At 75.0% G+C, this 25,136-nt stretch carries 25 protein-coding genes; 11 read left to right on the top strand and 14 right to left on the bottom strand.

Annotated features, from left to right (window positions below):
- Window positions 1-37 precede the first annotated feature (37 nt).
- A complete protein-coding gene (locus tag JOF54_RS21110) occupies window positions 38-889 on the bottom strand; it encodes an NUDIX hydrolase (RefSeq protein WP_307804186.1) in 852 nt (283 codons plus the stop codon).
- A gap of 68 nt (window positions 890-957) precedes the next feature.
- On the opposite strand from JOF54_RS21110, the gene JOF54_RS14140 reads away from it, so the two are divergent.
- Window positions 958-1,512 carry a GNAT family N-acetyltransferase gene (locus tag JOF54_RS14140; protein WP_210056942.1) on the top strand — a complete coding sequence of 185 codons (555 nt, stop codon included), beginning with the start codon at window positions 958-960 and terminating at the stop codon, window positions 1,510-1,512.
- Between the two features lie 155 nt (window positions 1,513-1,667).
- On the opposite strand, the gene JOF54_RS14135 is transcribed toward JOF54_RS14140, so the two are convergent.
- On the bottom strand, window positions 1,668-2,588 hold the full coding sequence (locus JOF54_RS14135; protein ID WP_245358109.1) for a 3-methyladenine DNA glycosylase: 921 nt from the start codon (window positions 2,586-2,588) through the stop codon (window positions 1,668-1,670).
- 138 nt (window positions 2,589-2,726) lie between these two features.
- Between JOF54_RS14135 and JOF54_RS14130 the strand changes: the two genes are divergently transcribed.
- Window positions 2,727-4,109 (top strand): DUF4032 domain-containing protein, encoded by a 1,383-nt coding sequence (locus JOF54_RS14130; RefSeq protein WP_210056940.1) that lies wholly within the window; start codon window positions 2,727-2,729, stop codon window positions 4,107-4,109.
- A gap of 15 nt (window positions 4,110-4,124) precedes the next feature.
- Here JOF54_RS14130 and JOF54_RS14125 read toward each other — a convergent pair whose 3' ends face one another.
- From JOF54_RS14125 to JOF54_RS14115, 3 genes are read right to left on the bottom strand one after another with little or no spacing between them, the layout of a single operon-like run.
- Window positions 4,125-4,712, bottom strand: coding sequence for an adenylyl-sulfate kinase (locus JOF54_RS14125; RefSeq protein WP_210056937.1), 588 nt, complete (start codon window positions 4,710-4,712; stop codon window positions 4,125-4,127).
- A complete protein-coding gene (locus JOF54_RS14120; RefSeq protein WP_210056935.1) occupies window positions 4,709-5,473 on the bottom strand; it encodes an SDR family NAD(P)-dependent oxidoreductase in 765 nt (254 codons plus the stop codon). The genes JOF54_RS14125 and JOF54_RS14120 overlap by 4 nt, the downstream gene beginning before the upstream one ends.
- The gene (locus tag JOF54_RS14115) at window positions 5,460-6,632 is read right to left on the bottom strand and encodes an acyl-CoA dehydrogenase family protein (RefSeq protein WP_210056933.1); all 1,173 of its coding nucleotides are present in this window, start codon (window positions 6,630-6,632) and stop codon (window positions 5,460-5,462) included. Before JOF54_RS14115 ends, JOF54_RS14120 begins: the two co-directional genes overlap by 14 nt.
- Before the next feature lie 126 nt (window positions 6,633-6,758).
- Here JOF54_RS14115 and JOF54_RS14110 point away from each other — a divergent pair, with 126 nt between their 5' ends.
- From JOF54_RS14110 to rlmB, 4 genes are all read left to right on the top strand, one after another.
- A complete protein-coding gene (locus JOF54_RS14110) occupies window positions 6,759-7,361 on the top strand; it encodes a TetR/AcrR family transcriptional regulator (RefSeq protein WP_210056931.1) in 603 nt (200 codons plus the stop codon).
- Between the two features lie 84 nt (window positions 7,362-7,445).
- Window positions 7,446-7,874, top strand: coding sequence for a MarR family winged helix-turn-helix transcriptional regulator (locus JOF54_RS14105; RefSeq protein ID WP_210056929.1), 429 nt, complete (start codon window positions 7,446-7,448; stop codon window positions 7,872-7,874).
- Window positions 7,875-8,010: 136 nt separating this feature from the next.
- Complete coding sequence (gene cysS / locus JOF54_RS14100; protein WP_372443523.1) at window positions 8,011-9,411, top strand: cysteine--tRNA ligase; 1,401 nt, start codon at window positions 8,011-8,013, stop codon at window positions 9,409-9,411.
- 1 nt (window position 9,412) lies between these two features.
- Window positions 9,413-10,381 carry a 23S rRNA (guanosine(2251)-2'-O)-methyltransferase RlmB gene (gene rlmB, locus JOF54_RS14095; protein WP_210056925.1) on the top strand — a complete coding sequence of 323 codons (969 nt, stop codon included), beginning with the start codon at window positions 9,413-9,415 and terminating at the stop codon, window positions 10,379-10,381.
- A gap of 18 nt (window positions 10,382-10,399) precedes the next feature.
- Here the strand turns inward: rlmB and JOF54_RS14090 are convergent, their stop codons facing one another.
- Both JOF54_RS14090 and JOF54_RS14085 read right to left on the bottom strand, forming a co-directional pair.
- Window positions 10,400-10,612 carry a hypothetical protein gene (locus tag JOF54_RS14090; protein WP_210056923.1) on the bottom strand — a complete coding sequence of 71 codons (213 nt, stop codon included), beginning with the start codon at window positions 10,610-10,612 and terminating at the stop codon, window positions 10,400-10,402.
- Window positions 10,613-10,713: 101 nt separating this feature from the next.
- Window positions 10,714-11,472, bottom strand: a complete 759-nt coding sequence (locus JOF54_RS14085) for an SDR family NAD(P)-dependent oxidoreductase (protein WP_210056921.1) — start codon at window positions 11,470-11,472, stop codon at window positions 10,714-10,716.
- Between the two features lie 101 nt (window positions 11,473-11,573).
- Between JOF54_RS14085 and JOF54_RS14080 the strand changes: the two genes are divergently transcribed.
- Complete coding sequence (locus tag JOF54_RS14080) at window positions 11,574-12,494, top strand: helix-turn-helix transcriptional regulator (protein ID WP_210056919.1); 921 nt, start codon at window positions 11,574-11,576, stop codon at window positions 12,492-12,494.
- Window positions 12,495-12,552: 58 nt separating this feature from the next.
- Window positions 12,553-14,019 carry a glycine hydroxymethyltransferase gene (locus JOF54_RS14075; protein ID WP_307804184.1) on the top strand — a complete coding sequence of 489 codons (1,467 nt, stop codon included), beginning with the start codon at window positions 12,553-12,555 and terminating at the stop codon, window positions 14,017-14,019.
- 98 nt (window positions 14,020-14,117) lie between these two features.
- Here the strand turns inward: JOF54_RS14075 and JOF54_RS14070 are convergent, their stop codons facing one another.
- The 6 genes from JOF54_RS14070 to JOF54_RS14045 are packed head-to-tail and all read right to left on the bottom strand — an operon-like array spanning window position 14,118 to window position 21,211.
- Entirely contained in the window at window positions 14,118-14,744 is a 627-nt protein-coding gene (locus JOF54_RS14070) for a MurR/RpiR family transcriptional regulator (protein WP_210056917.1), read from the bottom strand.
- Window positions 14,741-15,685: a S66 peptidase family protein gene (locus JOF54_RS14065; protein WP_210056915.1), complete on the bottom strand. Its 945-nt coding sequence runs from the start codon at window positions 15,683-15,685 to the stop codon at window positions 14,741-14,743. Before JOF54_RS14065 ends, JOF54_RS14070 begins: the two co-directional genes overlap by 4 nt.
- Window positions 15,682-17,475 (bottom strand): ATP-binding cassette domain-containing protein, encoded by a 1,794-nt coding sequence (locus tag JOF54_RS14060; protein ID WP_210056913.1) that lies wholly within the window; start codon window positions 17,473-17,475, stop codon window positions 15,682-15,684. The genes JOF54_RS14065 and JOF54_RS14060 overlap by 4 nt, the downstream gene beginning before the upstream one ends.
- Entirely contained in the window at window positions 17,475-18,380 is a 906-nt protein-coding gene (locus JOF54_RS14055; RefSeq protein ID WP_210056911.1) for an ABC transporter permease, read from the bottom strand. Before JOF54_RS14055 ends, JOF54_RS14060 begins: the two co-directional genes overlap by 1 nt.
- The gene (locus JOF54_RS14050) at window positions 18,377-19,408 is read right to left on the bottom strand and encodes an ABC transporter permease (protein ID WP_307804183.1); all 1,032 of its coding nucleotides are present in this window, start codon (window positions 19,406-19,408) and stop codon (window positions 18,377-18,379) included. The genes JOF54_RS14055 and JOF54_RS14050 overlap by 4 nt, the downstream gene beginning before the upstream one ends.
- Window positions 19,409-19,411: 3 nt before the next feature.
- Complete coding sequence (locus JOF54_RS14045) at window positions 19,412-21,211, bottom strand: ABC transporter substrate-binding protein (RefSeq protein ID WP_210056909.1); 1,800 nt, start codon at window positions 21,209-21,211, stop codon at window positions 19,412-19,414.
- 301 nt (window positions 21,212-21,512) lie between these two features.
- Between JOF54_RS14045 and JOF54_RS14040 the strand changes: the two genes are divergently transcribed.
- Window positions 21,513-22,874, top strand: a complete 1,362-nt coding sequence (locus tag JOF54_RS14040) for a M20/M25/M40 family metallo-hydrolase (RefSeq protein WP_307804182.1) — start codon at window positions 21,513-21,515, stop codon at window positions 22,872-22,874.
- Between the two features lie 21 nt (window positions 22,875-22,895).
- Here the strand turns inward: JOF54_RS14040 and JOF54_RS14035 are convergent, their stop codons facing one another.
- Complete coding sequence (locus tag JOF54_RS14035; protein WP_210056905.1) at window positions 22,896-23,714, bottom strand: serine hydrolase; 819 nt, start codon at window positions 23,712-23,714, stop codon at window positions 22,896-22,898.
- A 116-nt stretch (window positions 23,715-23,830) separates the two neighbouring features.
- On the opposite strand from JOF54_RS14035, the gene JOF54_RS14030 reads away from it, so the two are divergent.
- Together JOF54_RS14030 and JOF54_RS14025 are read left to right on the top strand one after the other, a co-directional pair.
- Window positions 23,831-24,034, top strand: a complete 204-nt coding sequence (locus tag JOF54_RS14030) for a hypothetical protein (RefSeq protein WP_210056903.1) — start codon at window positions 23,831-23,833, stop codon at window positions 24,032-24,034.
- Window positions 24,035-24,090: 56 nt separating this feature from the next.
- A complete protein-coding gene (locus JOF54_RS14025; protein ID WP_210056901.1) occupies window positions 24,091-25,083 on the top strand; it encodes an aldo/keto reductase in 993 nt (330 codons plus the stop codon).
- The last annotated feature ends 53 nt before the right edge of the window (window positions 25,084-25,136 follow it).

Below are 25,136 nucleotides of genomic sequence, written 5' to 3'. Positions count from 1 at the left end.
TTGACCTCGTGGTCGACCTGCCGCAGCGCCTCCCGCGTCACAGCAGGTCAAGCAGCCCCCGGGGTCCCAGCACCTCGGCGCTCAGGGCGCCCACCCGCTCCCGCAGCTCGCGGTCGGCCGTGGCCACGATGACGCGACGGCCGTCGCCCGCGCGCCCGGCGACGGCCTCGACCACCGCGTCGTCCCCGGAGCCCACCGCGCCCACCACCTCGACGCCGGCGACCGGGCCGACGTCGCGGGCCCGGCCCTCGACCACCAGCACGAAGCGGGGGAAGGAGCGCAGCCCGGCGGCGCCGTCGGCGAGGCCCAGCACGCCGGTGACGGCGGCCGCGGCCAGCTGGTCCCGGAGCCGGGCGGCGGCGCCGGCGCGGTCCTTCCACCAGCCGTCGGGCCGGCTGCCCACGACGTTGGCGGCGTCGACGACGACGACCGGCGCCGGCCCGACCTCGCGCAGCAACGGCCAGGTGCGGCCGAAGCCGGGGTGCAGGTCGAGGGCGTCGACCTCGGCCAGCGGGACCCAGCGGACGGCGTCGCTCTCCCAGTTGCGGGGCGCGAGGGCCATCGCCGACGGCGCGGTGGCGACGACGGTGGTGTAGGCCCAGCCGCCGTGGTCGTCGACGTAGCTGGCCTCGACGTGGATCAGGGCCGGGTCGACGGTGGCCTCCTCGCCCGCCTCGCGGAGCGCGGCCTCGACGGCGGTCTCGTCCCCGTCGCGGGCGCCGCCGAGGATGCCCCAGGTGCCGCCGTGGTGGCTGCGCTCGGCGCGGAGCTGGAGGGCGACGGCGGGCGGCTCCCCCGGCGGGGTGCGGAGCAGCAGGCCGGCCGCGCCGAACAGCCCCCAGTGCCGGTGCCCGGCGGCGCAGGTCGTCCAGCCGTCACCACTCGTCACCACCCGATCGTAGGGCGGGAGCCCGCGCTAGCGTGTCCCGGCCACCACCGCCTCCCCGGGAGCCCCGCATGCCCGAGCACGACCTCCGCCCCGTCACCCCTGACGACGCCGGGGACTACGTCCGCTGCCACGTCGAGTGCCTGGCCGAGACCTACGCCGCGATCATGCCGCCGGCGTTCGTCGAGCAGCACCGGGACGCCATCCCGCAGACCGTCGAGCGGACCCGGGCCTCCTGGGTCGCGGCGGCGCAGCAGCCCGAGCCCCGGTCGCGGTCGTGGCTGGCCCGCGACGCCGACGGCGAGGTGGTGGGCGTCGTCCGCTCCGGCCCCGGCACCCAGGACTGGGAGCGCGAGCTCGGCGCCCCGCCGACCGACGTCGGCTTCCAGCTCAACCACCTCTACACCCGCGCCCGCACCCACGGCAGCGGCCTCGGCGCCCGGCTGCTCGACGTCGCCGTCGGAGACCGCGAGACCTACCTGTGGATCCTGCACGGCAACCCCCGCGCCAACCGCTTCTACCGCCGGCACGGCTTCGCCCCCGACGGCGGGGCGATGAGTTGCGGCCCGAGCTGGTTCGACCGGCCCATGTACCGCCTGGTCCGCCCCGCCATCCCCGCTCCGTGAGCCTGTCGAAGGGCCTGACCCGCCCTCCGCTCCCTGAGCCTGTTGAAGGGCCACCCCCGAGAAACCGCTGACGGGTTGCACGACCCGGCCGCCGGAGCCCGTCACCCGTCAGCGGTTCCCAGACCCTTCGACAGGCTCAGGGAGCGGGAGGTGGCTCAGGGAGCGGGAGGCTCGGGGACGAGCGCGGCGAGCGGGCCGAGGACGTCGAGCAGCCGCTGCCGCAGGGGGGCGGAGCGCTGGGCGAAGGTCCGCTGCTCGGCCGCGTAGGCGGCCCGGCCCTCGGGCGTCTCGACGGCGACGGGCTCCAGGCCCAGCGCGCGGAAGTCGTAGGGGCTGGCCCGCATGTCCAGCTGGCGGATCTCCCGGGCCAGGGCGAAGGCGTCGGCGACGAGGTCGGAGGGGACCAGCGGGCTCAGCTTGTAGGCCCACTTGTAGAGGTCCATGTTGGCGTGCAGGCAGCCCGGCTGCTCCAGGTCCTGCTGGTCGGCCCGCGTCGGCTGCAGCACGTTGAGCGGCCGGGCCTCCGGGGTGAAGAAGCGGAAGGCGTCGACGTGCTCGCAGCGCACCCCGCGCTCCTCGACGACGGCGGCGACGTCCTCGGCCGGCATCCGCAGCGGCCAGCCCGGGTGCCGCAGCTCGTCGGGGCCCTGCCGGTAGACCATCGCCCACTCGTGCAGGCCGAAGCAGCCGAAGAAGCCGGCCCGGGCAGCGGTCGCGGCCAGCAGGTCGCGGACCCAGCGCACGGTGCCGGCCCGGGCGGCGAGCACCGTCGCGGTGTCCAGCGCGACGCCGTCGGCCACGGCCACGTAGCCGCGCCAGCCCAGCAGCTCCTCGGCGGCGGGACCGGCCAGCACCACGCCGGCACCGGGGTGCCAGCGGCGCAGCTGGTAGGGCCGCTGGTTGTAGTACTCGAAGAGGAAGTCCTCGACCGGGTGGCTGCGGCCCCGGCTGCGGCGCTCCCGGTGGCCGGTCAGCCAGCCGTCGACACGCTCCTGGTGGGCGTCGCGCCGGACCGTCCAGTCCGCCTCGGCGAGCACGACGGGAGCCGCCGGGCGCGCGTCGAGGAGGTCGGTCACGGCGCTCAGCCTAGGCGCGCGCCCAGGAGCGGGACGTGCGGGAGGACGACAGGCGGCCGACCTCCTCGGCTGCCGTCGTCCCGCAGTTCCGCGCTCCGCAGCGACCAGATCCCGGGCCGCGGTGACAAGATGACGGCCATGCCCAGGTTCCTGTCGGCGAAGCCGGACGCGCGGTTGATCACGCTGCCCTGGGAGACCCCGCTCGCGGAGTGGCCGGAGGAGAGCCTGGTCGCCCTCCCCCGCGGCATCTCGCGGCACGTCGTCCGCTTCGTCCGGGTGGGCTCGGACGTCTACGCGGTCAAGGAGGTGCTGGAGCACCTCGCCAAGCACGAGTACCGGCTGCTGCGCGACCTCACCCGGCTGGACACCCCCTCGGTCGAGCCCGTCGGCGTCGTCACCACCCGGCTGGACCGGGCCGGCGAGCCGCTCGACCCCATCCTCATCACCAAGCACCTGCAGTTCTCGCTGCCCTACCGCTCGCTGTTCAGCCGCGGCGTGCGCCAGGACACCGTCAACCGGCTCGTCGACGCGATGGTCGTCCTGCTGGCCCGGCTGCACCTCATCGGCTTCCTGTGGGGCGACGTCTCGCTGTCCAACACCCTGTTCCGCCGCGACGCCGGCTCCTTCGCCGCCTACCTCGTCGACGCCGAGACCGGGGAGCTGCACGACCAGCTCAGCGACGGCCAGCGCGAGCACGACCTGCAGATCGCCCGGGTCAACCTCTTCGGCGAGTTCTGCGACCTCGAGGCCGGCGGCCTGCTGGACGCCAACCTCGACCCGCTGACCCTGGTGCAGACCATCGAGAGCCGCTACCGCGAGCTGTGGGCCGAGCTCACCGAGGTCGAGGAGTTCGACGGCAGCGAGATGCACCGGATCGAGGGCCGGGTCCGGCGGCTCAACGCGCTCGGCTTCGACGTCGCCGAGCTGGACATCACCACCGACTTCGCCGGCTCGACCATCCGCATCCAGCCCAAGGTCGTCGACGCCGGCCACCACTCCCGGCGGCTGCTGCGGCTCACCGGGCTGGACACCGAGGAGAACCAGGCCCGCCGGCTGCTCAACGACCTCGACGCCTACCGCGCCCGCACCGACCAGCAGGGCGCCGACGAGTCGATCGTCGCCCACCAGTGGCTGACCAACCGCTTCGAGCCGGTGGTGAACCTCGTGCCCGGCGAGATGCGCAAGAAGCTGGAGCCGGCCGAGCTGTACCACGAGGTGCTGGAGCACCGCTGGTACCTCGGCGAGCGGGCGGGCCGTGAGATCCCCATCGACGAGGCGGCGCAGAGCTACGTCGACGACGTGCTGCAGAACCTGCCGGACGAGCAGATCGCGCTCTCGGCGATGGAGTCGATGGGCCCGCTGGCCAACCCGTTCGACCCCTCCCAGGGCTTCGTCGACGACGAGGCCGAGAAGCCGTACGACCCGTGGGAGGACGACGGCGAGGCCCCGGGCGGGGACGAGCCACCGGCCCGGGAGTACCTCGACATCGCCGCCCTGCGGGCCCGGGCCGCCCGCGGCTGAGCCGCTCCCGCGCCCCTACGGCACGGACCCGCCCGGTGCACCGGGCGCGGGAGTCCCGACGGGGCGCAGCAGCGCCTCGACCCGGGCGCAGACCGCGTCGACGCCGGTGGTGCTGGTGTCGACGACGAGGTCGGCCTCGATCTCCGGCCGGAGCGCCCAGAAGCGGGCGTGGGTGCGCTGCAGGAACACCGGGTCGCGGGACAGACCGCGCTCGGGGTCGCCGGTGACGCGGTCGTGGGCCGAGCCCAGCGGGCAGGTCAGCAGCACCCGCCGCACGGGGGTCCCGGCCGGCACGTGCGCGAGCACCGCGGCCGTCTCGACGGGGGTGTAGACGGGTCCGTGCGCGATGACGACGTCGAACGGCTGCCGCAGCAGGGCGCCGACCAGGACGCCGTGGGTCTCGTGGGCCCGGTCCCAGTGCTCCTCGGTCAGCCCGCCCGGGGCGTGGCCCAGCCGGGCGACGTCGTCGTGGTCGGTGCAGGCGACGGTCAGGCCGGCGGCCACCAGCCGCTCCGTCAGCCGGGCGGCGACGGTGCTCTTCCCGGCGGCGACCGGACCGGTGACCAGGACGAGCTGACCGTACGGACGCGGGTCCGCCGTCACCGCGGCGGCATCCGCAGGGCGCCGTCGAGCCGGATGGCCTCGCCGTTCAGCAGCGGGTTGGCCACCAGCGCCTCCACCAGCTGGGCGTACTCCGCCGGCCGGCCCAGCCGGGCCGGGTGCGGCACCAGGGCCTCCAGCGACGTCCGCGTCTCCTCCGGCAGGCCCGCCATCATCGGCGTCTCCATCACCCCGGGCGCGATCGTCATCACCCGGACGGCGCGGTCGGCGAGGTCGCGGGCGGCGGGCAGGGTCAGCGCGGCGACGCCCCCCTTGCTGGCCGCGTAGGCGGCCTGGCCCACCTGGCCGTCGAACGCGGCGACGCTGGCGGTCATCACGACCAGCCCGCGGTCGCCGTCCAGCAGCCCGTTGCCGCCCATCGCGTCGGCCGCCAGCCGCAGCAGGTTGAAGGTGCCGAGGAGGTTGATCTCGACGACGCGGGCGAAGTCGGCCAGCGGCAGCACGCCCTTGCGCCCGACGACCCGGCCGGGGGTGGCGACGCCGGCGCAGCTGACGGCGACCCGGAGCGTCCCGCGGCCCGTTGCGACCGCGACGGCGGCGGCCAGCTGGTCGGGGTCGCGGACGTCGGCCGGCGCGAAGACGGCGCGCTCGCCCAGCGCGGCGACGAGCGCCTCGCCGCGGGAGCCGGGCAGGTCGACGACCACCGCCTGCGCCCCCGTCGTCAGCAGCGCCCGGACGGTCGCCTCGCCCAGCCCGGACGCCCCGCCGGTGACCAGGACGACGTCGTCCTCACCGAGGCGCACGGGAGCTCCCGCTCAGCGAGCCGAGCAGCTGCCGGCCGATGACGAGCCGCTGGATCTGGTTCGTGCCCTCGAAGATCTGGGTCACCTTGGCCTCCCGCATGTAGCGCTCCGCCGGGAAGTCGGCGGTGTAGCCGTAGCCTCCCAGCACCTGGACGGCGTCGGTGGTGACGCGCATGGCCGCGTCGGTGGCCACGAGCTTCGCGACGGCGGCGTCGCGGGTGAAGGCCATCCCGGCGTCGCGCTTGCGGGCCGCCAGCAGGTAGGTCGCCCGGGCGCTGTCGACGGCGGCGGCCATGTCGGCCAGCAGGAACTGCATCCCCTGGAACTCCGCGACGGCGCGGCCGAACTGCTGGCGCTCCTGCGCGTAGCCGACGGCGAGGTCCAGCGCCGCCTGGGCCAGACCGGTGGCGCAGGCCGCGATCCCGAGCCGGCCGGAGTCCAGCGCGGAGAGCGCGATCCGCATCCCCTGGCCCTCGTCACCGATCCGCCGGTCGTCGGCCACCGCGACCCCGTCGAGGTGCAGGCCCGCGGTCACCGAGGCGGTCAGCCCCATCTTCCGCTCGGGGGCGCCGAAGCCGAGCCCGGCCGCGTCGCCGGGGACCAGGAAGCAGGTGATGCCGCCGGGCGGGGTGTCGCCGACCCGGGCGAAGACGGTGTAGGCGTCGGCCCGCGAGCCGTGCGTGACCCAGGCCTTGGCGCCGTGCAGCTCGTAGCCCTCGTCGGTGCGCTTCGCCCGGCTGGTCATGCCCGCGATGTCGGACCCGGCCTGGGGCTCGGACAGCGCGTAGCCGCCGAGCAGTCCGCCGCCCAGCAGGTCCGGCAGGTGCGCCTGCTGCTGCGCGGGGGTCCCCCAGGTGGCCAGCGGGTGGCAGCTCATGACGTGCACGGAGACCCCGACGGCGACGCTCATCCAGGCCGCGGCCACCTCCTCCAGCGCCTGCAGGTAGACCTCGTAGGGCTGGCCGAGCCCGCCGACCTCCTCGGGGTAGGGCATCCCCAGCAGCCCCAGCCCGCCCAGCGCGGCGAAGACGTCGCGGGGGTACCGGCCGGCGGCCTCCTCGGCCGCGGCGCGCGGGGCGAGCTCGGCCTGGGCGACCTCGCGGACCAGGGCGACCAGCTCGACCCCCTCGTCGGTGGGCAGCAGACGTTCGACGGCCACGGCGGGACCTCCTCGTCCGCCGGCGCCGGGAGGGCGCCGGTGGTGCGGCAGCGGTGGGTGCAGGTGCGGGACGTGCAAGTGCGGTACGTGCAGGTGCGGTACGGACGGCAGTACGGTGGTACCGCCATGGAGACCACCGTACCCGCGTCGTCGAGGCCCGGGGGGCGTCGGCTGACCCCGCGCCAGCAGGAGCTGGAGGACGCGCTGGTCGCGCTGGTGCTGGCCGAGGGCTTCAGCGCCAGCACCGTCGACGACGTGGCCGCCCGGCTCGGCTGCTCCAAGCGGACGCTGTACGCGCTGGCGGCCAGCAAGGAGCAGCTGGCCCTGCTGGCGGTCCGGGAGTTCTTCCGCCGGGCCACGGCGGCGGTCGAGGAGGCCCTCGCGGGCACCCGGGCGCCCGGCGCGCGGGTCACCCGGTACCTGGAGGCCGTGGCGGAGCAGCTGCGGGCGGCCGGGCCGGCCTTCCGGGCCGACGTCGCGGCCTTCGCCCCGGCGGCGGAGATCTACGAGCAGAACACCGCCGCGGCCGCCGCCCGGGTGCGCGAGCTGGTCGACGAGGGCATCCGGGCCGGCGCCTTCCGCCGGGTGCCGGCGGCCTTCGTCAGCGAGGTGGTCACCGCCACCATGCGCCGGATCACCTCGGGCGAGATCGGCGCGGCGACGGGGCTGGACGACGCCCAGGCCTACGCGGAGCTGGCCCGGCTGGTCGTCGCGGCCGTCAGCCGGTAGCGCCCGACGGCCCGCGGCTGTGAATCCCCCGAGAACCCGGTCCGAGCCGTGCTCCGGGCCCAGGCGTGCGCATAGGCTTCGGCCATGAGCGACGACCTGCACGCCCTGGGGGAGGATCTGATCACGACCTCCGCGCGCGTCGTGCGGTGGGTACCCAAGTCGAGCACCTTCACCCTCAGCCTCGCGGCCGCCCGCATCCTCGCGCGGCTCAGCGACAACGGCCCCACCCGGATCAGCGAGCTGGCGGTCGCCGAGCGCTGCTCCCAGCCGACGATCACCAACCACGTCAAGCGGCTGGAGGCGGCCGGCCTGGTCGCCCGCAGCGCCGACGTCCGCGACGCCCGGGCCTGGATGATCGAGCTGACGCCGGAGGGCAAGCAGGAGCTGGGCACGCTGCGCGACTCCCTGGGCACCGGCGTCGAGCCCTACCTGGCCCGCCTGTCCCGCCGCGACCTCAAGGCGCTGCGGGAGGGCGTCGACGCGATGCGCCGGTTGATGGCGCTGGAGGCCTGACGCCGACCGGTAGGCTGCCGCGGTGACGCAGCACTCCCCCGCCTCCCCGGCGACGGACCCGCGCCCGGCCCCGACCGCACCGGACGCCGACGGCGCGGCGACCGCCTTCCGGCTCTACGACACCGCCACCCGGACGGTGCGCGACTTCGTCCCCGTCGTCCCCGGGCAGGTCTCGATCTACCACTGCGGGCTCACCGTGCAGTCCGCGCCGCACGTCGGGCACATCCGCAAGGAGGTCGTCTTCGACGTCCTGCGCCGCTGGCTGACGCACCGGGGCTTCGCGGTCACCGTGATCGCCAACGTCACCGACATCGACGACAAGATCCTCACCAAGTCCGCCGAGGCCGGCGTGCCCTGGTTCGCCCACGCCTACCGCTTCGAGCGGGAGCTGCACGACGCCTACGCGGCGCTGGGCTGCGAGCCGCCCACCTACGAGCCGCGCGCCACCGGGCACATCCCCGAGATGGTCGAGCTGATCGAGGTGCTCGTGGAGCGCGGGCACGCCTACGCCGCCGACGACGGCTCGGGCGACGTCTACTTCGACGTGCGCTCCTGGCCGGCCTACGGCTCGCTGTCGGGCCAGCGGATCGACGACATGGAGGCGGCCGAGGACGCCGACCCGCGCGGCAAGCGCGACCCCCGCGACTTCGCGCTGTGGAAGGGCCACAAGCCCGGCGAGCCGGCGACAGCGTCCTGGCCCACCCCGTGGGGCCGCGGCCGGCCGGGCTGGCACCTGGAGTGCTCGGCGATGGCCGGCAAGTACCTCGGCGACGAGTTCGACATCCACGGCGGCGGCCTGGACCTGCGCTTCCCGCACCACGAGAACGAGCTGGCGCAGTCGACGGCGGCCGGCCAGCGCTTCGCGCGCTTCTGGATGCACAACGCCTGGGTCACCGCGGCCGGGGAGAAGATGAGCAAGTCCCTGGGCAACGGGGCCCTGGTCTCCGAGGTCACCCGCGCCTTCCCGCCACGCGCCGTCCGCTTCTACCTGGCGCAGCCGCACTACCGCTCGGCCATCGAGTTCTCCGACGACTCCCTCGCCGAGGCCACCGCCGCGCTGGCCCGGATCGACGGCTTCGTCACCCGCGCCGCCGAGCTGGTCCCCGACGCCCCGGCCGCCGCGCTGCCGGAGGCCTTCGTCGCCGCCATGGACGACGACCTCTCCACCCCGGCCGCCGTGGCGGTGCTCTACGCCGCCGTCCGCGATGGCAACACCGCCCTGGACGCGGGCGACCTCGACGCCCTCGCCCTGCACCTGGGCCGCACCCGCGCGATGCTCGGCGTCCTCGGCCTCGACGCCGACGACCCGGCCTGGACCCGTGGCGCCGGCGCCGGGCCCGGGCAGGACTACCGGCCCGTCGTCGACGGCCTGGTGGCCGCCCTCGTCGAGCAGCGGGCCGCGGCCCGCGCCCGCAAGGACTACGCGGCGGCCGACGCCGTCCGCGATGCGTTGGCGGCGCTCGGCGTCGTCCTCGAGGACACCCCGCGCGGGACCCGGTGGTCCCTCGCCTCCCCGTCCGAGACCACAGGAGCCTGACATGCCCGGGAACAGCCAGCGCAAGGGCGCCATCCGCCGCAAGGGCAAGGGCAACACCGCCGGGTCCGGCGGTCGCGTCCGCCGTGGCCTGGAGGGTCGCGGCGCGACCCCGAAGGCCGAGGACCGCCCTTACCACAAGAGCTACGTGTCGCCGAAGGCCGCGGCGGCCGCGGCCGCGCGCGGTCGCAGCGAGCGCGGCGGCCCGTCGCAGCGCACCGGCCGTCCCGGCACCGGCCCCGAGTGGGTCGCGGGCCGCAACCCCGTGCTGGAGGCGATGCAGGCCGGCATCCCCATCAAGACGGCCTACGTCTCCGAGGGCGCCGAGCGCGACGACCGGCTCCGCGACATCCTCAAGCTGGCCGCGGACACCCGCACGCCGATGCTCGAGGTCACCCGCGACCAGCTGGACAAGATGACCGGCGGCGCGATCCACCAGGGCGTGGCCCTGCAGCTGCCCGAGTTCACCTACGCCCACCCCGACGACCTGCTGGCCGCCGCGCTCGAGGCCGACGGCGAGCCGCTGGTGGTGGCCCTGGACTCGATCACCGACCCGCGCAACCTCGGCGCCGTCGTGCGCTCGTCCGCGGCGTTCGGCGCGCAGGGCGTGCTGATCCCCGAGCGCCGCTCGGCGGGGATGACGGCGGCCGCGTGGAAGACCTCCGCGGGGGCCGCCGCCCGGATCCCGATCGCCCGGGCCACGAACCTCAACCGCGCGCTGCGGGCCTACAAGGACGCCGGGTTCTTCCTCGTCGGCCTGGACGGCGAGGCCGAGACCGACATCGCCGACCTGCCGCAGACCGCGGGCCCGCTGCTGCTCGTCGTGGGCAGCGAGGGCGACGGCCTGTCCCGGCTGGTCCGCGAGGCCTGCGACGCGATGGCCTCGATCCCGATCACGGCCTCGGTCGAGTCGCTCAACGCCGGCGTGGCCACGGGCATCGCGCTCTACGAGATCGCCCGCAGCCGACGCTGACCCCACCCGGGGGGAGCCTCAGTCGAGGTTCCAGATCGAGTGCGTGTCGTAGAAGTGCAGGACGTAGCGGCAGCGCTGGCAGACCATCAGCGTCATCCGGTGGGAGCTGAAGCCCCAGCGGGACTCCTGGCGGGACTCCTCGCGCTGGAACTGCTGCCCCTCGCAGAGCGGGCAGCGCAGCGGCGGCAGCGGCGGGGGCGTCTGCGGGTAGGGCGGGTACGGCTCCGACATGGTGACCTCCTGCCCGCACGCTAGCCATCCACGGGGTCCGGCGCCCGGACCGTGTGACCTCGCGAGGTGTCATCACCTCGCCAGGTCACACGTTCCCGGGCTCACCAGGCCTCGGCGCCCGACCGGCTGAAGAAGGTGCCCGGCAGCTCCTCGGCCGTGCACGCCTGGACGACCGCGTCGGTGCCCTCGGTGACCGTCTGCGGCCCGGAGTGGCCGTTGAGGTCGGTCGCGGTGTAGCCCGGGTCCACCGAGACGACGCGGACGCCCTCGAGGAACCGCGCGTACTGGTGCGTGATCATGTTGAGCGCCGCCTTCGACGAGGTGTAGACGACCGCCGGCACCTGCGACTCGATCCGCTCGGGGTCGCTGGTCGCGGCGAACGAGCCGAGCCCGCTCGACACCATGACGACCCGGGGCGCGGCGGCCGCGCGCAGCAGCGGCAGGAAGGCCGCCGTCATCCGCACCGGCCCCAGCACGTTGACGCCGTAGACGGGCAGGAAGTCGGCCGCGACGACGTCGGCGGGCGCGGCGGACGTGCCGGCCGCGCCGGCGTTGTTCACCAGGACGTCGAGGTGCCCGGAGGCGGCCCGGACGACCTCGACGGCAGCGGCGACCGAGGCGTCGTCGGTCACGTCGAGGGGCAGCGCGCGGACGTCGGCGCCGTCGACGCGGCCCTGGACCTCGGCGACGGCCTTCTCCAGCCGCTCCGGGTCGCGGGCACCCAGGTGGACGGTCCAGCCGAGGGCGGCGAGGCGGGCGACGGTCTCCAGGCCGAGGCCCTTGTTGGCCCCGGTGACGAGGGCGACGGGGCGGGTGGTGCTCTCGGAGGTGGCGGAGGTGGGGTCAGGGGTGGTGGTCATGGGACCAGCCTCGGCCCCGCGACCGGACCGGACCAGGGCCGACCGCTCGTGGGACCGGCGGTCCTACCCAGGCGGGCCGTGCACGGGAGATGCTGGGAGGCGTGACTGCCACCGGGAACCGCGCCGAGCTCGCGACCGTGCTGCGCCGGGCGCGCTCCCGGGTGAGCCCCGCCGACGTCGGGCTGCCCGCCGGCCTGCACCGCCGGGTGGCCGGGCTGCGGCGCGAGGAGCTGGCCATGCTGGCCGGGATCAGCGTCGACTACGTCGTCCGCCTCGAGCAGGGCCGCGGCCCGCACCCGTCGGCGTCGGTGCTCGGCGCCCTGGCCCGCGCCCTGCGGCTGACCGACGACGAGCGGTCCGAGCTGTTCCACCTCGCCGGCTCCGCGCCGCCCACGCCGGGGACGATGGCGCTGCAGGTCCGGGCCACGGTGCTGCGGCTCGTCGACCGCTTCGTCGACCTGCCGGTGCTGGTGACCAGCGCGAAGGGCGACATCCTGGCCTGGAACGCGATGGCGTCGGCCCTGCTGGGCGACTTCTCCGCCATCCGGCCCGAGCGCCGCAACATGAACCGGCTCCGCTTCCTGCCCGAGCCGTCCGACCCGCCGCGGCACCCCGTCGGCGTCGGCCCCGGGGAGAGCGCGGCCATCGCCGCCCAGACCGTCGGCTGCCTGCGCACCGCGGCCGCCCGCTACCCCACCGACCCGGGCCTGCTGCGGCTGCTCGCCGACCTGCGCGACGGCTCGCCGGAGTTCGCCGCGCTGTGGGAGGCCCAGCCCGCCGGCGGCTGGCGCAGCCACCGCAAGACGGTGCTGCACCCCCGGCTCGGTCCCCTGCTGCTGGACTGCGACACCCTCCTGGTGCCCGACGACGACCAGTCCGTCGTCGTCTACTCCGCCGCGGCGGGGACGCCCGAGGCGGGCGCGCTGTCGCTGCTCACCGTCGTCGGCACCGAGATGTTCCTGCCCGCCGACCTCGTCGACCAGCCCGGGAGCGCGGCGTCCGCAGCCGGTGCGGCCCGGTAGATTGGGCTGCGGCCCGGTGACGCCGGGCCGCCCCCGCACCCCACCCGCTGGAGAGATCGTGACGCTCACTTCCGAGACCCCGGCCGCGACCGACCACGCCGCCACCGCGTCGCAGGCCTACCGCGCCGCCCTGGCCGTCATCGAGTCCGTCGAGCCGCGGATCGCCGAGGCCACCCGGCAGGAGCTGGCCGACCAGCGCAGCTCGCTGAAGCTCATCGCCTCCGAGAACTACGCCTCGCCGGCGGTGCTGCTGACGATGGGCAGCTGGTTCTCCGACAAGTACGCCGAGGGCACCGTCGGGCACCGCTTCTACGCGGCCTGCCAGAACGTCGACACCGTCGAGTCGATCGCCGCCGAGCACGCGCGCGAGCTGTTCGGCGCCGAGCACGCCTACGTGCAGCCGCACTCCGGCATCGACGCCAACCTCGTCGCCTTCTGGGCGATCCTGGCCAACCGGGTCGAGCTGCCCGAGCTGGCCGAGCTGGGCGTCAAGGGCATCAACGACCTCACCGAGGAGCAGTGGGAGTCGCTGCGCCACAAGTTCGGCAACCAGCGGGCGCTGGGCATGTCGCTGGACGCCGGCGGCCACCTCACCCACGGCTTCCGCCCCAACATCTCGGGCAAGATGTTCCACCAGCGCTCCTACGGGACCGACCCCGAGACCCAGCTGATCGACTACGACCAGGTCCGGGCCGCCGCGCTGGAGTTCAAGCCGCTGGTGCTGATCGCCGGCTACTCCGCCTACCCGCGCCGGGTGAACTTCGCCAAGATGCGCGAGATCGCCGACGAGGTCGGCGCGACGCTGATGGTCGACATGGCGCACTTCGCGGGCCTGGTGGCCGGCAAGGTGTTCACCGGCGAGGAGGACCCGGTCCCCTACGCCGACATCGTCACCAGCACCACGCACAAGTCGCTCCGCGGCCCGCGCGGCGGCCTCGTGCTGGCCACGAAGGAGTACGCCGACTCGGTCGACCGCGGCTGCCCGATGGTGCTCGGCGGCCCGATGGCGCACGTGATGGCGGCCAAGGCCGTCGCCTTCGCCGAGGCCCGCACGCCGGAGTTCCAGACCTACGCCCAGCAGGTGGCGGACAACGCGAAGTCGCTCGCCGACGGGTTCCTGGAGCGGGGCGCGAAGCTGGTCACCGGCGGCACCGACAACCACCTCGTCCTGCTCGACGTGACGGCCTACGGGCTGACCGGTCGGCAGGCCGAGTCGGCGCTGCTCGACGCCGGCATCGTCTCCAACCGCAACGCGGTGCCCAGCGACCCGAACGGCGCCTGGTACACCTCGGGCGTCCGGCTGGGCACGCCCGCCCTCACCACCCGCGGCTTCGGCGCCGACGAGTTCGACCGCGTCGCGGCCCTGGCCGTCGACGTGCTCAGCAACACGACCCCGGCCACCGCGTCGAACGGGAAGCCGGGCAAGGCGAAGTACGTGCTCGCGGACGGCCTCGCCGACCGCACGCGCGCGGCCTGCGCCGAGCTGCTGGCCGACTTCCCGCTGTACCCCGGCCTGCAGCTCTGAGCCGTCGGTCCCGCTCGGGCCGAGTTGTCAGAACGAGTGTCGGCCAGAGCCGATCTGGTGTCTGACAACTCGGCGCCCGGCGGGGGACGCGGCAGGGCTCAGAGGTAGAGGTGCAGCTCCTGCGCCAGCCGCTCGCGGTCGGCGAGGCGGCGCTGGGCGCCCTTGGCGCTGGCGCTGGACAGCGCCGTCAGCACGTCGATGACCATGGCGACGACCACCGGCGGGGCCAGCGGGGACTCCGGGTGCAGCCGGCCGGCGCCGTCGGAGCGGTCCACCCGGGCGTCGACGACGACGGCCTCCGTCGCGTGCGCGACCAGCGGGGCGTCGGGTGCGTCGGTGATGACGACCAGTGACCCGCCCGCCCGGACGAACGGCACCGCCGCCTCGACGGTGTAGCGCCGGTAGGGGCTGAACGAGACGGCGATCATCACGTCGCTGTCCCGGACGTCGGAGAGCAGGTCCAGCGGCCGGACGATGGTGCCGTCCACCAGCGTCACCTTGGCCAGCGCGGCGCTCAGCTTGGCGGCCAGCAGCGAGGCGTAGGTGAACGACGTCGCCGCCCCGATGACGAACCGCCGCCGCGACCCGGTGACCAGCGCGGCCGCCGCCTCCAGGGTGGGGTCGGACGCCGCCCAGGCCAGCCCGGCCTCCAGCTCGGCGCGGTGCGCCTCCAGCAGCCGCTGCTTGAGCAGCGTCGACGCCCGGGGCCGGGTCAGCTCGCTCATCTGGCCTCGGCCGCGGTCACGGGCGCCATCACCAGCTCCGGCGGCCGCCCCGGTTCCGCCACCAGCGTCCCCGGCCGGCCCAGCGGGAGGCTGTGCGCGGCCGGGCCGTGGCCGAAGCCCAGCTCGGAGACCACCGGCACGCCGAGCGGGCCGAGCAGCTCCCGGCAGAGCGCCTCGACCTCGGCCAGCGGGCTGCAGTCCTCCCAGCCGCCCAGCGCGATCCCGACGACGCCGTCGAACCAGCCCGCCCGCAGCAGGCTGGTGAGGTAGCCGTCCAGCCGGTAGGTCTCCTCGTGCACGTCCTCCAGCAGCGCGAGGGTGCCCCTGTTGTCGAGGGGGCGCCGGCGTCGGGCGCCGAGCGTCATGGCCAGCAGGGACACGTTGCCGCCGACCAGCGTCCCGGTCGCGGTGCCGGGCACCAGCACCGACGCGGCCCGCGCCGACCAGCGGCGGCCCTCCAGCCCCTCGAGCACCGCGACCCGGAGCGACGCCGTCGCCTCCGCGTCGTCGAGCAGGGAGCCCGAGCCGACCATCGGGGTGAACCAGCTGCCGACGCCGAGCTCCTCGCGGAGCCACTCGTGCAGCGCCGTCACGTCCGAGCTGCCGTACAGCGGCTTGGGTCGGGCGGCGCGCATCCGGTCGACGTCCAGCAGGTCGAGCACCCGGACGCTGCCGTACCCGCCGCGCAGGGCGAAGACCCCGGCCACGGCGTCGTCGCACCAGGCGTCCTCGAGGTCGCCCGCCCGGACGGCGTCGTCGGCGGCGAGGTAGCTCGCCCGCGGGTGGGCGCCCGTGGTGCCGGGGTAGCTGACCGGCTCCAGACCCCAGGAGCGCAGCAGCGCCTCGGCGCGGGCGCGCTGCTCGGGGGGAGTGGGCCCGGCCGGGGAGACCAGGGCCACCCGGTCGCCCGGGGCCAGCGGCCCCAGTCCGTCCGCGCTCATCGGCGGCCCAGCTCGGAGGGCACGACGGCCAGCAGGCTGCGGGTGTACTCGTGCTGGGGGTCCAGCAGCACCTGCTCGACCGGGCCGCTCTCGACGATCCGGCCGCGGTGCATGACCAGCACGCGGTCGGCGATGTTCCAGGCCAGCCCCAGGTCGTGGGTGATCACCAGGGCGCCGAGGCCGAGGTCCTCCTTCAGCCGCAGCAGCAGGGCGAGGATCTCTCCGCGGACCGAGGCGTCCAGGCTGGCGACGGGCTCGTCCGCGACGAGGAAGCCGGGCTCCAGGGCCAGGGCGCCGGCGATGACGACCCGCTGCCGCTGGCCGCCGGAGAGCTCCTGCGGGATGGCCCGGAGATAGCGCTCGGGCGGGGTGAGCTCGGCCTGGGTGAGCGCGGCGCGGACCCGCTGCTCCTCGTCGCCCGGCAGCCGGTGGATGCGGATGCCCTCGGCGACGGCCTCGTGCACGCTGTGCTTGGGGTTGAGCGACGCGCTCGGGTCCTGCAGCACGAACTGGACCTGGCGGCGGTAGGCCTTGAGCCCGGCCCGGTCGCGCGGCAGCGGAGACCCGGCGTAGCGGACCTCGCCGCCCGACGCCGGCTGCAGGCCCAGGATGGTCCGGGCCAGCGTCGTCTTGCCCGAGCCCGACTGCCCCACCAGGGCGACGATCTCCCCCGCCCCGCAGCTCATGGAGACGTGGTCGACGGCCCTCACCCGGCTGCCCCGCGAGCGGAAGTCGACGACGAGGTCGTCCACCTCCAGCAGCGGCCCCCCGCTCCCCGAGCCTGGGGCCCCCTCGCGCCCTGAGCCGGTCGGGTCCCCGCTCCCTGAGCCTGTCGGGCCCCCGCTCCCTGAGCCTGTCGAAGGGCCCGTCGCGCGCGGCTCGGCCCGCACGCGCCCGCCCCCCGGCGCCCGGCCGACCTGCAGCCGCGAGGCGAGGTCGCCGATCACGGGGAAGGCGGCGGCGAGCTCGCGCGTGTGCTCGTGCCGCGGGGCGGTGACGACCTGGTGCGCGGGGCCCTCCTCGACGACCTTGCCGTGCCGCATGACGACGATCCGCTCGCAGACCGCGGCCAGGACGGCGAGGTCGTGGCTGATCATCACCAGGGTCAGGCCGCGGTCGCGGACCAGCCCGCGCAGCACGTCGAGCACCTGCGCCTGCACCACGACGTCGAGGGCGGTGGTCGGCTCGTCGGCGACGATGACGTCGGGGTCGCAGGCCAGGGCCATGGCGATCATCACCCGCTGCTTCTGCCCGCCCGAGAGCTCGTGCGGGTAGGAGGCCGCCCGCCCGGAAGGCAGGTCCACCAGCTCCAGCAGCTCGCGGACCCGCGCGGCGCGGGCCGCGTCGTCACCGGCGCCCGGGGTGCGGTGCAGCTCCAGCGCCTCGGCGATTTGCTTCCCGACGGGACGCACCGGGTTCAGCGAGTGCATCGCGCCCTGGAAGACGATGGCGGCCTCGGTCCAGCGGACGGCGCGCAGCCGGCCCCAGCGCATGGTGACGAGGTCCTCGCCGGCCAGCTCGACGACGCCCTCGAGTCGCGCCGAGCGCGGCAGCAGGCGCAGGGCCGAGAGGGCCAGCGTCGACTTCCCGCAGCCGGACTCGCCGGCGATGCCGACCGTCCCGCCGCGGGGCACCACGAGGCTGACCCCGTCGACGGCCACGACCGGCTCGCTCTCGCCCTGGCGCGGGGCGTAGGAGATCCGGACGTCGCGCCAGGCGAGCGCGGGGGGCCCTTCGACAGGCTCGGGGCCCGGGGGGCCGGGCTCGGGGGGCGGGGCGGTGGGGGGCATCAGCGGCCTCGCAGGGTCGGGTTGACCACGGCCTCGAGGGCCCGGCCGACGAGGGTGAAGGACAGCACGACGACGACGATGGCGAGGCCGGGCGGCAGCACGAACCACCAGAACCCGGCCGTCGCGGCGCCGGTGTCGAGGGCGGTCTTGAGCATCGAGCCCCACGAGATCGTCGTCGGGTCGCCCAGGCCGAGGAAGGACAGCGTCGACTCCGCGATGACCGCCGAGCCCACCGTCAGGGTCGTGTTGGCCAGCACCAGCGGCAGCACGGCCGGCAGCACGTGCCGGCCGAGGATGTGCGCGTCACCCGCCCCCAGGGCGCGGGAGCGCTCGATGTAGTCGCGGGCCTCGATGCTCAGCGTCTGCGAGCGGACGATGCGCGCGGTGGCCGCCCAGCTGGTGACGCCGATGGCGATGATGATCGTCCAGACGCCCCGGCTCAGCACCGAGGACAGCACGATCGCCAGCACCAGGCCGGGGATGACGAGGAAGAAGTCGATCACCCGCATGATGACGGCCTGGGTCCAGCCGCTGAAGTGCCCGGCGGCCATGCCGACGACGGTGCCGATCACCATCGAGACGGCGGTGGCGGCGAAGCCGACCAGCAGCGAGATCCGGGAGCCCCACAGCAGCAGGGCGACGACGTCGCGGCCGGCCGGGTCGGTGCCCAGCCAGTGCGCGCCCGAGGGCGGCTCGTTCTGGGCCGCGGTCAGCCGGGTGACGTCGAGGGTCTCGAGCGGGATCAGCACCGGGGTGAGCAGGGCCAGCACGAGGACGGCGAGCAGCAGGGCGAGCCCGACGACGCCGGAGCGGTTGGCCCCGAACTCCCGGACGACGCCGGCGGCCTGGGCCCGCCGGCGGGCGGCGGCCGCGCTCCCGGCGCGCGCCGTGGTCGGGGCGCTCACGCGGCCTTCAGCCGCGGGTCGAGGACCCGGTAGACGAGGTCGGCCACGAAGTTCATGACGATGACGATCGAGGAGAAGACGACGAAGGTGCCCTGCAGCAGCGGCAGGTCGGGGGCGCTCAGGCCCTGGAAGGTCAGGTAGCCCAGACCCGGCCAGGAGAACACGGTCTCCACCGTGACGGCCCCGCCCACCAGCCCGCCGAGGGTGAGGAAGACCAGCGTCACGGTGGGCAGCAGGGCGTTGGGCACCGCGTGCCGGGTGCGCACCCTGTCCTCGGTCAGCCCCTTCGCCCGGGCGGTGGTCAGGTAGTCCGACGTCATCTCCTCCAGCACCGAGGCGCGCATCACCATGAGGTACTGCGCGTAGACCACGGCGACGATGGTGAGCACCGGCAGCACCATGTGCCAGGCGACGTCGAGGACCAGCGCGATCCCGGTCGCGTCGGTGCCGGGCGACATCATCCCGCCGGCCGGGAAGAGCCGCAGCCCGCCGGCGAACAGCAGGAGCAGCAGCAGCCCCAGCCAGAAGGTGGGCACCGACCAGAAGGTCAGGGCCAGCCCGGTCTGCACCTTGTCGAACCAGCTGCCCCGCTTCCACGCGGCGCGCTGGCCCAGCCACAGCCCGAGGACGATCGAGATCACCGCGGCGGTGCCGGTGAGCAGCAGCGTCGGCCCCAGCCGGTCGAGGATCAGCCCCGAGACCGGCTGGTTGTAGACGTAGGAGTAGCCGAGGTCGCCGGTGAACAGGTCCCGGACGTAGCGCAGGAACTGCACCGGCAGCGGCTGGTCGAGGCCGAACTGCACGCGCAGCCGATCGACCTCCTCCGCACTCACCCGGCGGCCGCGGGTGAGGTTGATGGCGGGGTCGGAGCCCGGCAGGATCCGGAAGGAGAAGAAGCCCAGGACGACGACCATGGCCAGGCTGACCAGCGCGCCGCCCGCCTTGAGCAGGAGGTAGCGGCCCAGCGTCGAGCCGGCCGGCACCTCCTGCTCGGCGACGAGCGCCTCGTCAGCGCCCAGCAGCGTCACGACTCACTCACGGTCGGCGGCGGAGGTGGACCGGCGGCGCAGGCCCAGCACGACGCCCACCGCGGCCACCACGACGACGGCGATCCCGACGGGGAGCACCCAGCCGGGGGTCCCGCCGGCGGGGTTCCCGCTGACCGCGTCGCCCGCGCCGACCGGCGTGGCGTCGTAGAAGCCCCAGTAGCCGTTCTGGCCGGTGATGACGCCGCCCTCCTGGGGCTGCTGGGTGAAGTTCGTGAACTTGTCGCTGCGGTAGGCCTCGAGGCTGTCGGCGTAGTAGAGGACGTCGTTGACCGCGGCCTCGTGGATCATCGTGAACGCCTGCTTGACCAGCTCGGCCCGCTTCGTCGGGTCCAGCTCGGCGTGCTGGGCGTCGTACAGCTCGTCGAAGGCCGGGTCGCACCAGTTCGACTCGCTCGTCGAGCCCGAGCCGTCGGCGTTCGGCCGGCTGTCGCAGCGGTTGATCGACAGCTGGAAGTCGGGGTCGGGGCCGATGCCCCAGCCGGTGAAGTAGAGGTCGTACTTGCCCAGCGTCGAGTCGTCGTTCACCTGGTTGGGGGTGACCATCGAGACCTCGACGGCGATGCCGATGTCGCGCAGCCAGGGCTGGATGAACTCGGCCAGCTGCTGGTGCGTCGGGTCGGAGTTGCGGCCCATCAGCCGCAGCTCCAGCGGCTTGCCGGACTTGTCGGTGCGCATCCCGTCGGCACCCTTGGTGTAGCCGGCGTCGTCGAGCATCTGGTTGGCCTTCGCCGGGTCGAAGGTGCGCGGGGTGGCGCCGGGGGCGAAGCCGAAGTAGGCCGGGTAGACGCTCGGCACCTCGGTCTGGCCCGGCTTGCCGAGGCCCTGCAGCACCCGGTCGAGCAGCGTCTGGTTGTCGATGGCGGTCATGATCGCCTCGCGGAGCACCTTGTCCTTCAGGGCCGGGTTCCCGTTGCCCAGGGGCTTGCCCTCGGCGTCGACGGCGCCGGGGTTGATGGCCATCGCCTGGTAGCGACGGCCCGCGCCGGAGTTGGTGGTGATGCCGTCCTGGCCGTCCAGGGACTGGAACTGGGCCGGGGTCAGGCCGCTGACGACGTCGACCTCGCTGGTGCGGAGCGCCTGGACCGCGGCGTCGGTGCTCTTGTAGCTGACGTAGGTGATCCCGCTGATCGACGGCGCCCCCCGCCAGAAGTTGGGGTTGGCCTTCAGCTCGACGCTCTGGCTCTGGGCGTAGGAGGTGATGACGAAGGGGCCGGAGCCGACGGTGTCGGTGTCGTTGGCGTAGGTCGCGGCGTCGACGTCGGCCCAGACGTGCTCGGGCACGATCGGCAGCTCGGCGCCCGGGTTGGCCGCCTGCGCGGAGTTCAGCGTCATGACCAGCGTCTGCGGGTCGGGCGCGGCGACCTCGGCGACGTTGGTCACCAGCCCGCCGTTCGCCTGCTGCAGGGCCTCCTGGCCCTTGACCGCGTCGAAGGTCCAGACGGCGTCCTCGGCGGTCAGCGGCTCGCCGTCGGACCACTTCCGGTCCTCCGGGATGGTGAAGGTCCAGGTCTTGCCGTCCGGCGAGGTCTCCCACTCCGAGGCCAGCCCGGGGACGACCTCGTTGTCCTTGCCGTACTGGACGAGGCTCTCGTACTGGAACCGCAGGATGCCCGTGCTGGAGGCCAGGATGGCCAGGAACGGGTTGAGGGTGTCGATGTCGCTGGTGAGCGCCACCTTGAGGTCCCCCTCGGCGGCGGACGCCGTCGGCGGGGCGGCCACCGACAGCCCCAGCGGCAGGGCCAGCGCGAGCGCCGCCCCCGCCCCCACGAGGCGTCGCAGCACGCGCCGCCGTCCGCGTCCCGGTGCTGTCCGTTCGACCATGTGCGCCCCTCGCGTCGCGGGTGCGGCCCGGCGGACCGCACGACCTGCCTCGACATCCGGCGGAGATACGTAACTCAAAGCGTCGACGCCTCGGGTCTCGCCCACCGGAACTGCGTCCGACCCTCGCACACGGAGGCGAGGAAAGGAAGCATGATCGGCACATCGACACCCGTGCTCGCCTGGACGTCGCGTCGCGAGGTCGGCCATGCTGGGCGTTCTTCTGTTACGTATCTGTTTCACCCGACCCCGACGAGGTGCTGCTGTGACCGAGACCGGACCGCCCCCGGGCGCCGACGGGCCGGAGGTCGTCGCGCTGCTGCGGACGATGCTCGGCTTCGACACCACCAACTGGGGCCGCGGCCGGAGCCGGGGCGAGACCCCGCTGGCGCGGTGGGTGGTCGGCCAGCTGCGCCAGGTGGGGTTCGAACCCCTGCTGCTCGCCCGGCCCGACGCCCCGGAGCGGGCCAACGTCGTCCTGCGGGTCCCCGGCACCGAGCCCGACCTCCCCGGCCTGCTGGTGCACGCCCACCTCGACGTGGTGCCGGCCGAGGCCGCGGACTGGTCGGTCGACCCGTTCGCCGGCGTGCTCGCCGACGGCTACGTCTGGGGCCGCGGGGCCTCGGACATGAAGGACATGGCCGCGATGGTGCTGGCGACGCTGCGGCACTGGGGCCGCACGGGCGAGCGGCCGCGGCGCGACGTCGTCGTGGCCTTCGTCGCCGACGAGGAGGACCGCGGCGAGCTGGGCGCCGAGTGGCTGGTGGACGCCCACCCCGACCTCTTCGCCGGGCTGGGCGCCGCCGTCGGGGAGTCGGGCGGTGAGTTCCGCGCCGTCCGGACCGCCGACGCCGGCGCGGGCACCCCGGCCGTGCGCTGCTACGCCGTCTCCGCCGGGGAGCGCGGCACGATGCACCTGCGGCTGACGGCCACCGGGCGGGCCGGGCACGCCTCGCGGCCGGGCGCCGACAACCCCGTGGTCGTCCTGCTCGACGCCCTGCACCGGCTGGCCCACCACCGCTGGCCGGTCCACCTGGCCCCCGTCGTCCGCGCCCAGCTGAGCACGCTGGCCGCGGCGCTGGACGTCGAGGTCGACCTGGACGAGGACGCCGGCGTCGAGGCCGCGCTCGAGCGCCTCGGCGAGGCCGCCGACCCCGCCCGCTGGACCAGCCGCGCGTCGACGACGCCGACGGTGCTGGAGGCCGGCTACAAGGTCAACGTCATCCCGGGCTCGGCCAGCGCCGAGGTCGACGTCCGCTGCCCGCCGGGCTACGACGAGGAGCTGCTCGCGGCGCTGCCGGGGCTGCTGGGCGAGGGCGTCGAGCACACCTTCACCTCGTTCCAGCGCCCCGTCGAGGCCCCCGTCGACGGCCCGTGGTTCGACGCCATCCGCGCGGCCGTGCTCCGCGCCGACCCCGAGGCCGTCGTCGTGCCCACCTGCATGGCCGGCGGCACGGACGCGAAGGCCTTCGCCCGGCTCGGCCTGCAGTGCTACGGGTTCGCCCCGCTCGGCGAGGACCCCGACGGCCGGCGGGCCAGCGGCGTGCACGGGGTCGACGAGCGCGTCCCCGTGGCCTCGCTGCTCTGGGGCGCCGCCGTGCTGGCCGACCTGATGACCACCACCTGAGCGGACCCCGACCGGGGCGGCTCAGCCCCCGACGGCGGCCCGCAGCTGCCCGCCGACCGCGCGCATGGCGGCCAGCACGGCGTCGCGCGGGTCGGCCTGCTCGGGCCAGGTAGCCAGCACCGCGTAGGCCAGGGTGGCGTCGGGGCCGCTCACGACGCCCACGTCGCCCCGGGCGGTGGAGATCGTGCCCGTCTTGTTGACCAGGGTCACGCCGCGGTCGGGCTCGGCGTGCGCCAGCGGGTCCAGGTCGAAGGCCGCGGCGACCATCGAGAGGTCGGCGTTCGCGGCCAGCCAGGCCAGCACCTGGGCCGAGACGGCCGGCGAGACGACGGCCCCGCGGTGCAGGGCGGCCAGCACGGCCGACAGCTCCGCCGCCGTGCCCACCGAGAGGGTCGGCGGGTCCGCCGGGGTGCGCCGCAGCCGGATCCGGTCCAGCAGCGTCGAGCGGGTGCAGCCCATCGCGACCGCGCGCGCCTGGACCGCGGCCAGCCCGACCCGGCGGAGCAGCACGTTCGTGGCCAGGTTGTCGCTGAACGCCCCGACCAGCACGCACAGGTCCCGGACGCCCAGGGTGCGGCGGTCCATCAGGTACCAGACGCCGGAGTCGGCGACGTGCTCCTCCTCGGCCCAGGTCAGCGGCTCCTCCGGGTCCAGCGCGCTCTCGGCCAGCCGGGCGGCCACCTCGACGAGCAGGAAGAGCTTGCCGATGCTCGCCGTCAGCTGCAGCTGGTCGGGCTGCGCCGCGGCCAGCACCGCGTCGTCGCCGACGTCGCGGACCACCACCGACCAGCGGGCGGCGGCGGGCAGGTCGGGCAGCATCCAGGCGGTGGGGACGGGCACGGGCGGTCCTCGGGGCGACGGGGGCAGGTGGGCGGGCGGGCGAGGCCACCGTAGCGGCCGCGTGCCGCCGGGCCCGGGGCTAGGATCCCGACGTCCCTCCGACCCGGGTAGGCGCCATGGCTCCGACGACCGTCACCACGATCGTCCTCGTGCTGTTCGGCCTCGGCCTGCTGGCGATGTCCGGCTGGGCCTGGTTCGGCTCCTGGCAGCCCGTGGTGCGACGGTCGCCGCAGCCGCTCGACGACGACGACGTCGAGGCCGCCGTGGCGCAGCTGCGCCGGGCGATCGAGGACCACGAGCGCCGGCACCGCGCCCGCTGAGGCCGCCGGTCCCACCCGGCTCCAGCGCGCGGCGCGGGCAGGCGCAGGCTGGTCCCATGACCGCTCTCCCTACCCGCACTCTGGGCACCGGCGACGCCGCGCTGCCCGTCTCCGCCCTCGGCCTCGGCTGCATGGGCATGTCCGAGTTCTACGGGACCACGGATGAGTCCGAAGCCGTCGCGACCATCCACCGCGCCCTCGACCTCGGCGTCAGCTTCCTCGACACCGCTGACATGTACGGCCCCTTCACCAACGAGCAGCTGGTCGGCCGGGCGGTCGCCGGGCGCCGCGACGAGGTCGTGCTGGCCACCAAGTTCGGCAACGTCCGCGACCCCGAGAACCCCACCAACCGCCGCATCGACGGCAGCCCGGAGTACGTCCGCTCGGCCTGCGACGCGAGCCTGCAGCGGCTCGGGGTCGACCACATCGACCTCTACTACCAGCACCGGGTGGACAAGACGGTGCCGATCGAGGAGACCGTCGGCGCGATGGCCGAGCTGGTCGCGGCCGGCAAGGTCCGCCACCTCGGCCTCAGCGAGGCCTCCGCCGAGACCGTCCGCCGCGCGCACGCCGTGCACCCGATCACCGCGCTGCAGACCGAGTACTCGTTGTGGACTCGGCACGTCGAGGACGAGATCCTGCCCCTGCTGCGCGAGCTGGGGATCGGCCTGGTCCCCTACTCCCCGCTGGGCCGCGGCTTCCTGACCGGGACCATCACCTCGACCGACAGCCTGGACCCGGCCGACTTCCGCCGGCACAACCCGCGCTTCCAGGGCGAGGCCCTGGACGCCAACCTGGCCATCGTCGCCGCCGTCCGCGCCGTCGCCGAGCGCAAGGGCGTGACGCCGGGCCAGCTCGCGCTCGCCTGGGTGCTGGCCCAGGGCGAGGACGTCGTCCCCATCCCCGGCACCAAGCGGGTCCGCTACCTGGAGGAGAACGTGGCCTCGGCCGCGGTCGAGCTCAGCGCCGACGAGCTCGCGGAGCTGGAGCGGGCCGTCCCCGCCGCCGTCGGCGAGCGCTACCCCGACATGAGCAGCATCGACGCCTGACGACCACCACCGGGCACGGACCGTGCCCTGAGCCTGTCGAAGGCCCTTCGACA

The organism is Microlunatus capsulatus (assembly GCF_017876495.1).
In the GTDB taxonomy this organism is placed as follows: domain Bacteria; phylum Actinomycetota; class Actinomycetes; order Propionibacteriales; family Propionibacteriaceae; genus Microlunatus; species Microlunatus capsulatus.
Note: the sequence above shows the minus strand (reverse complement) of the source record. Positions and strands in the feature narration are given on the sequence as shown.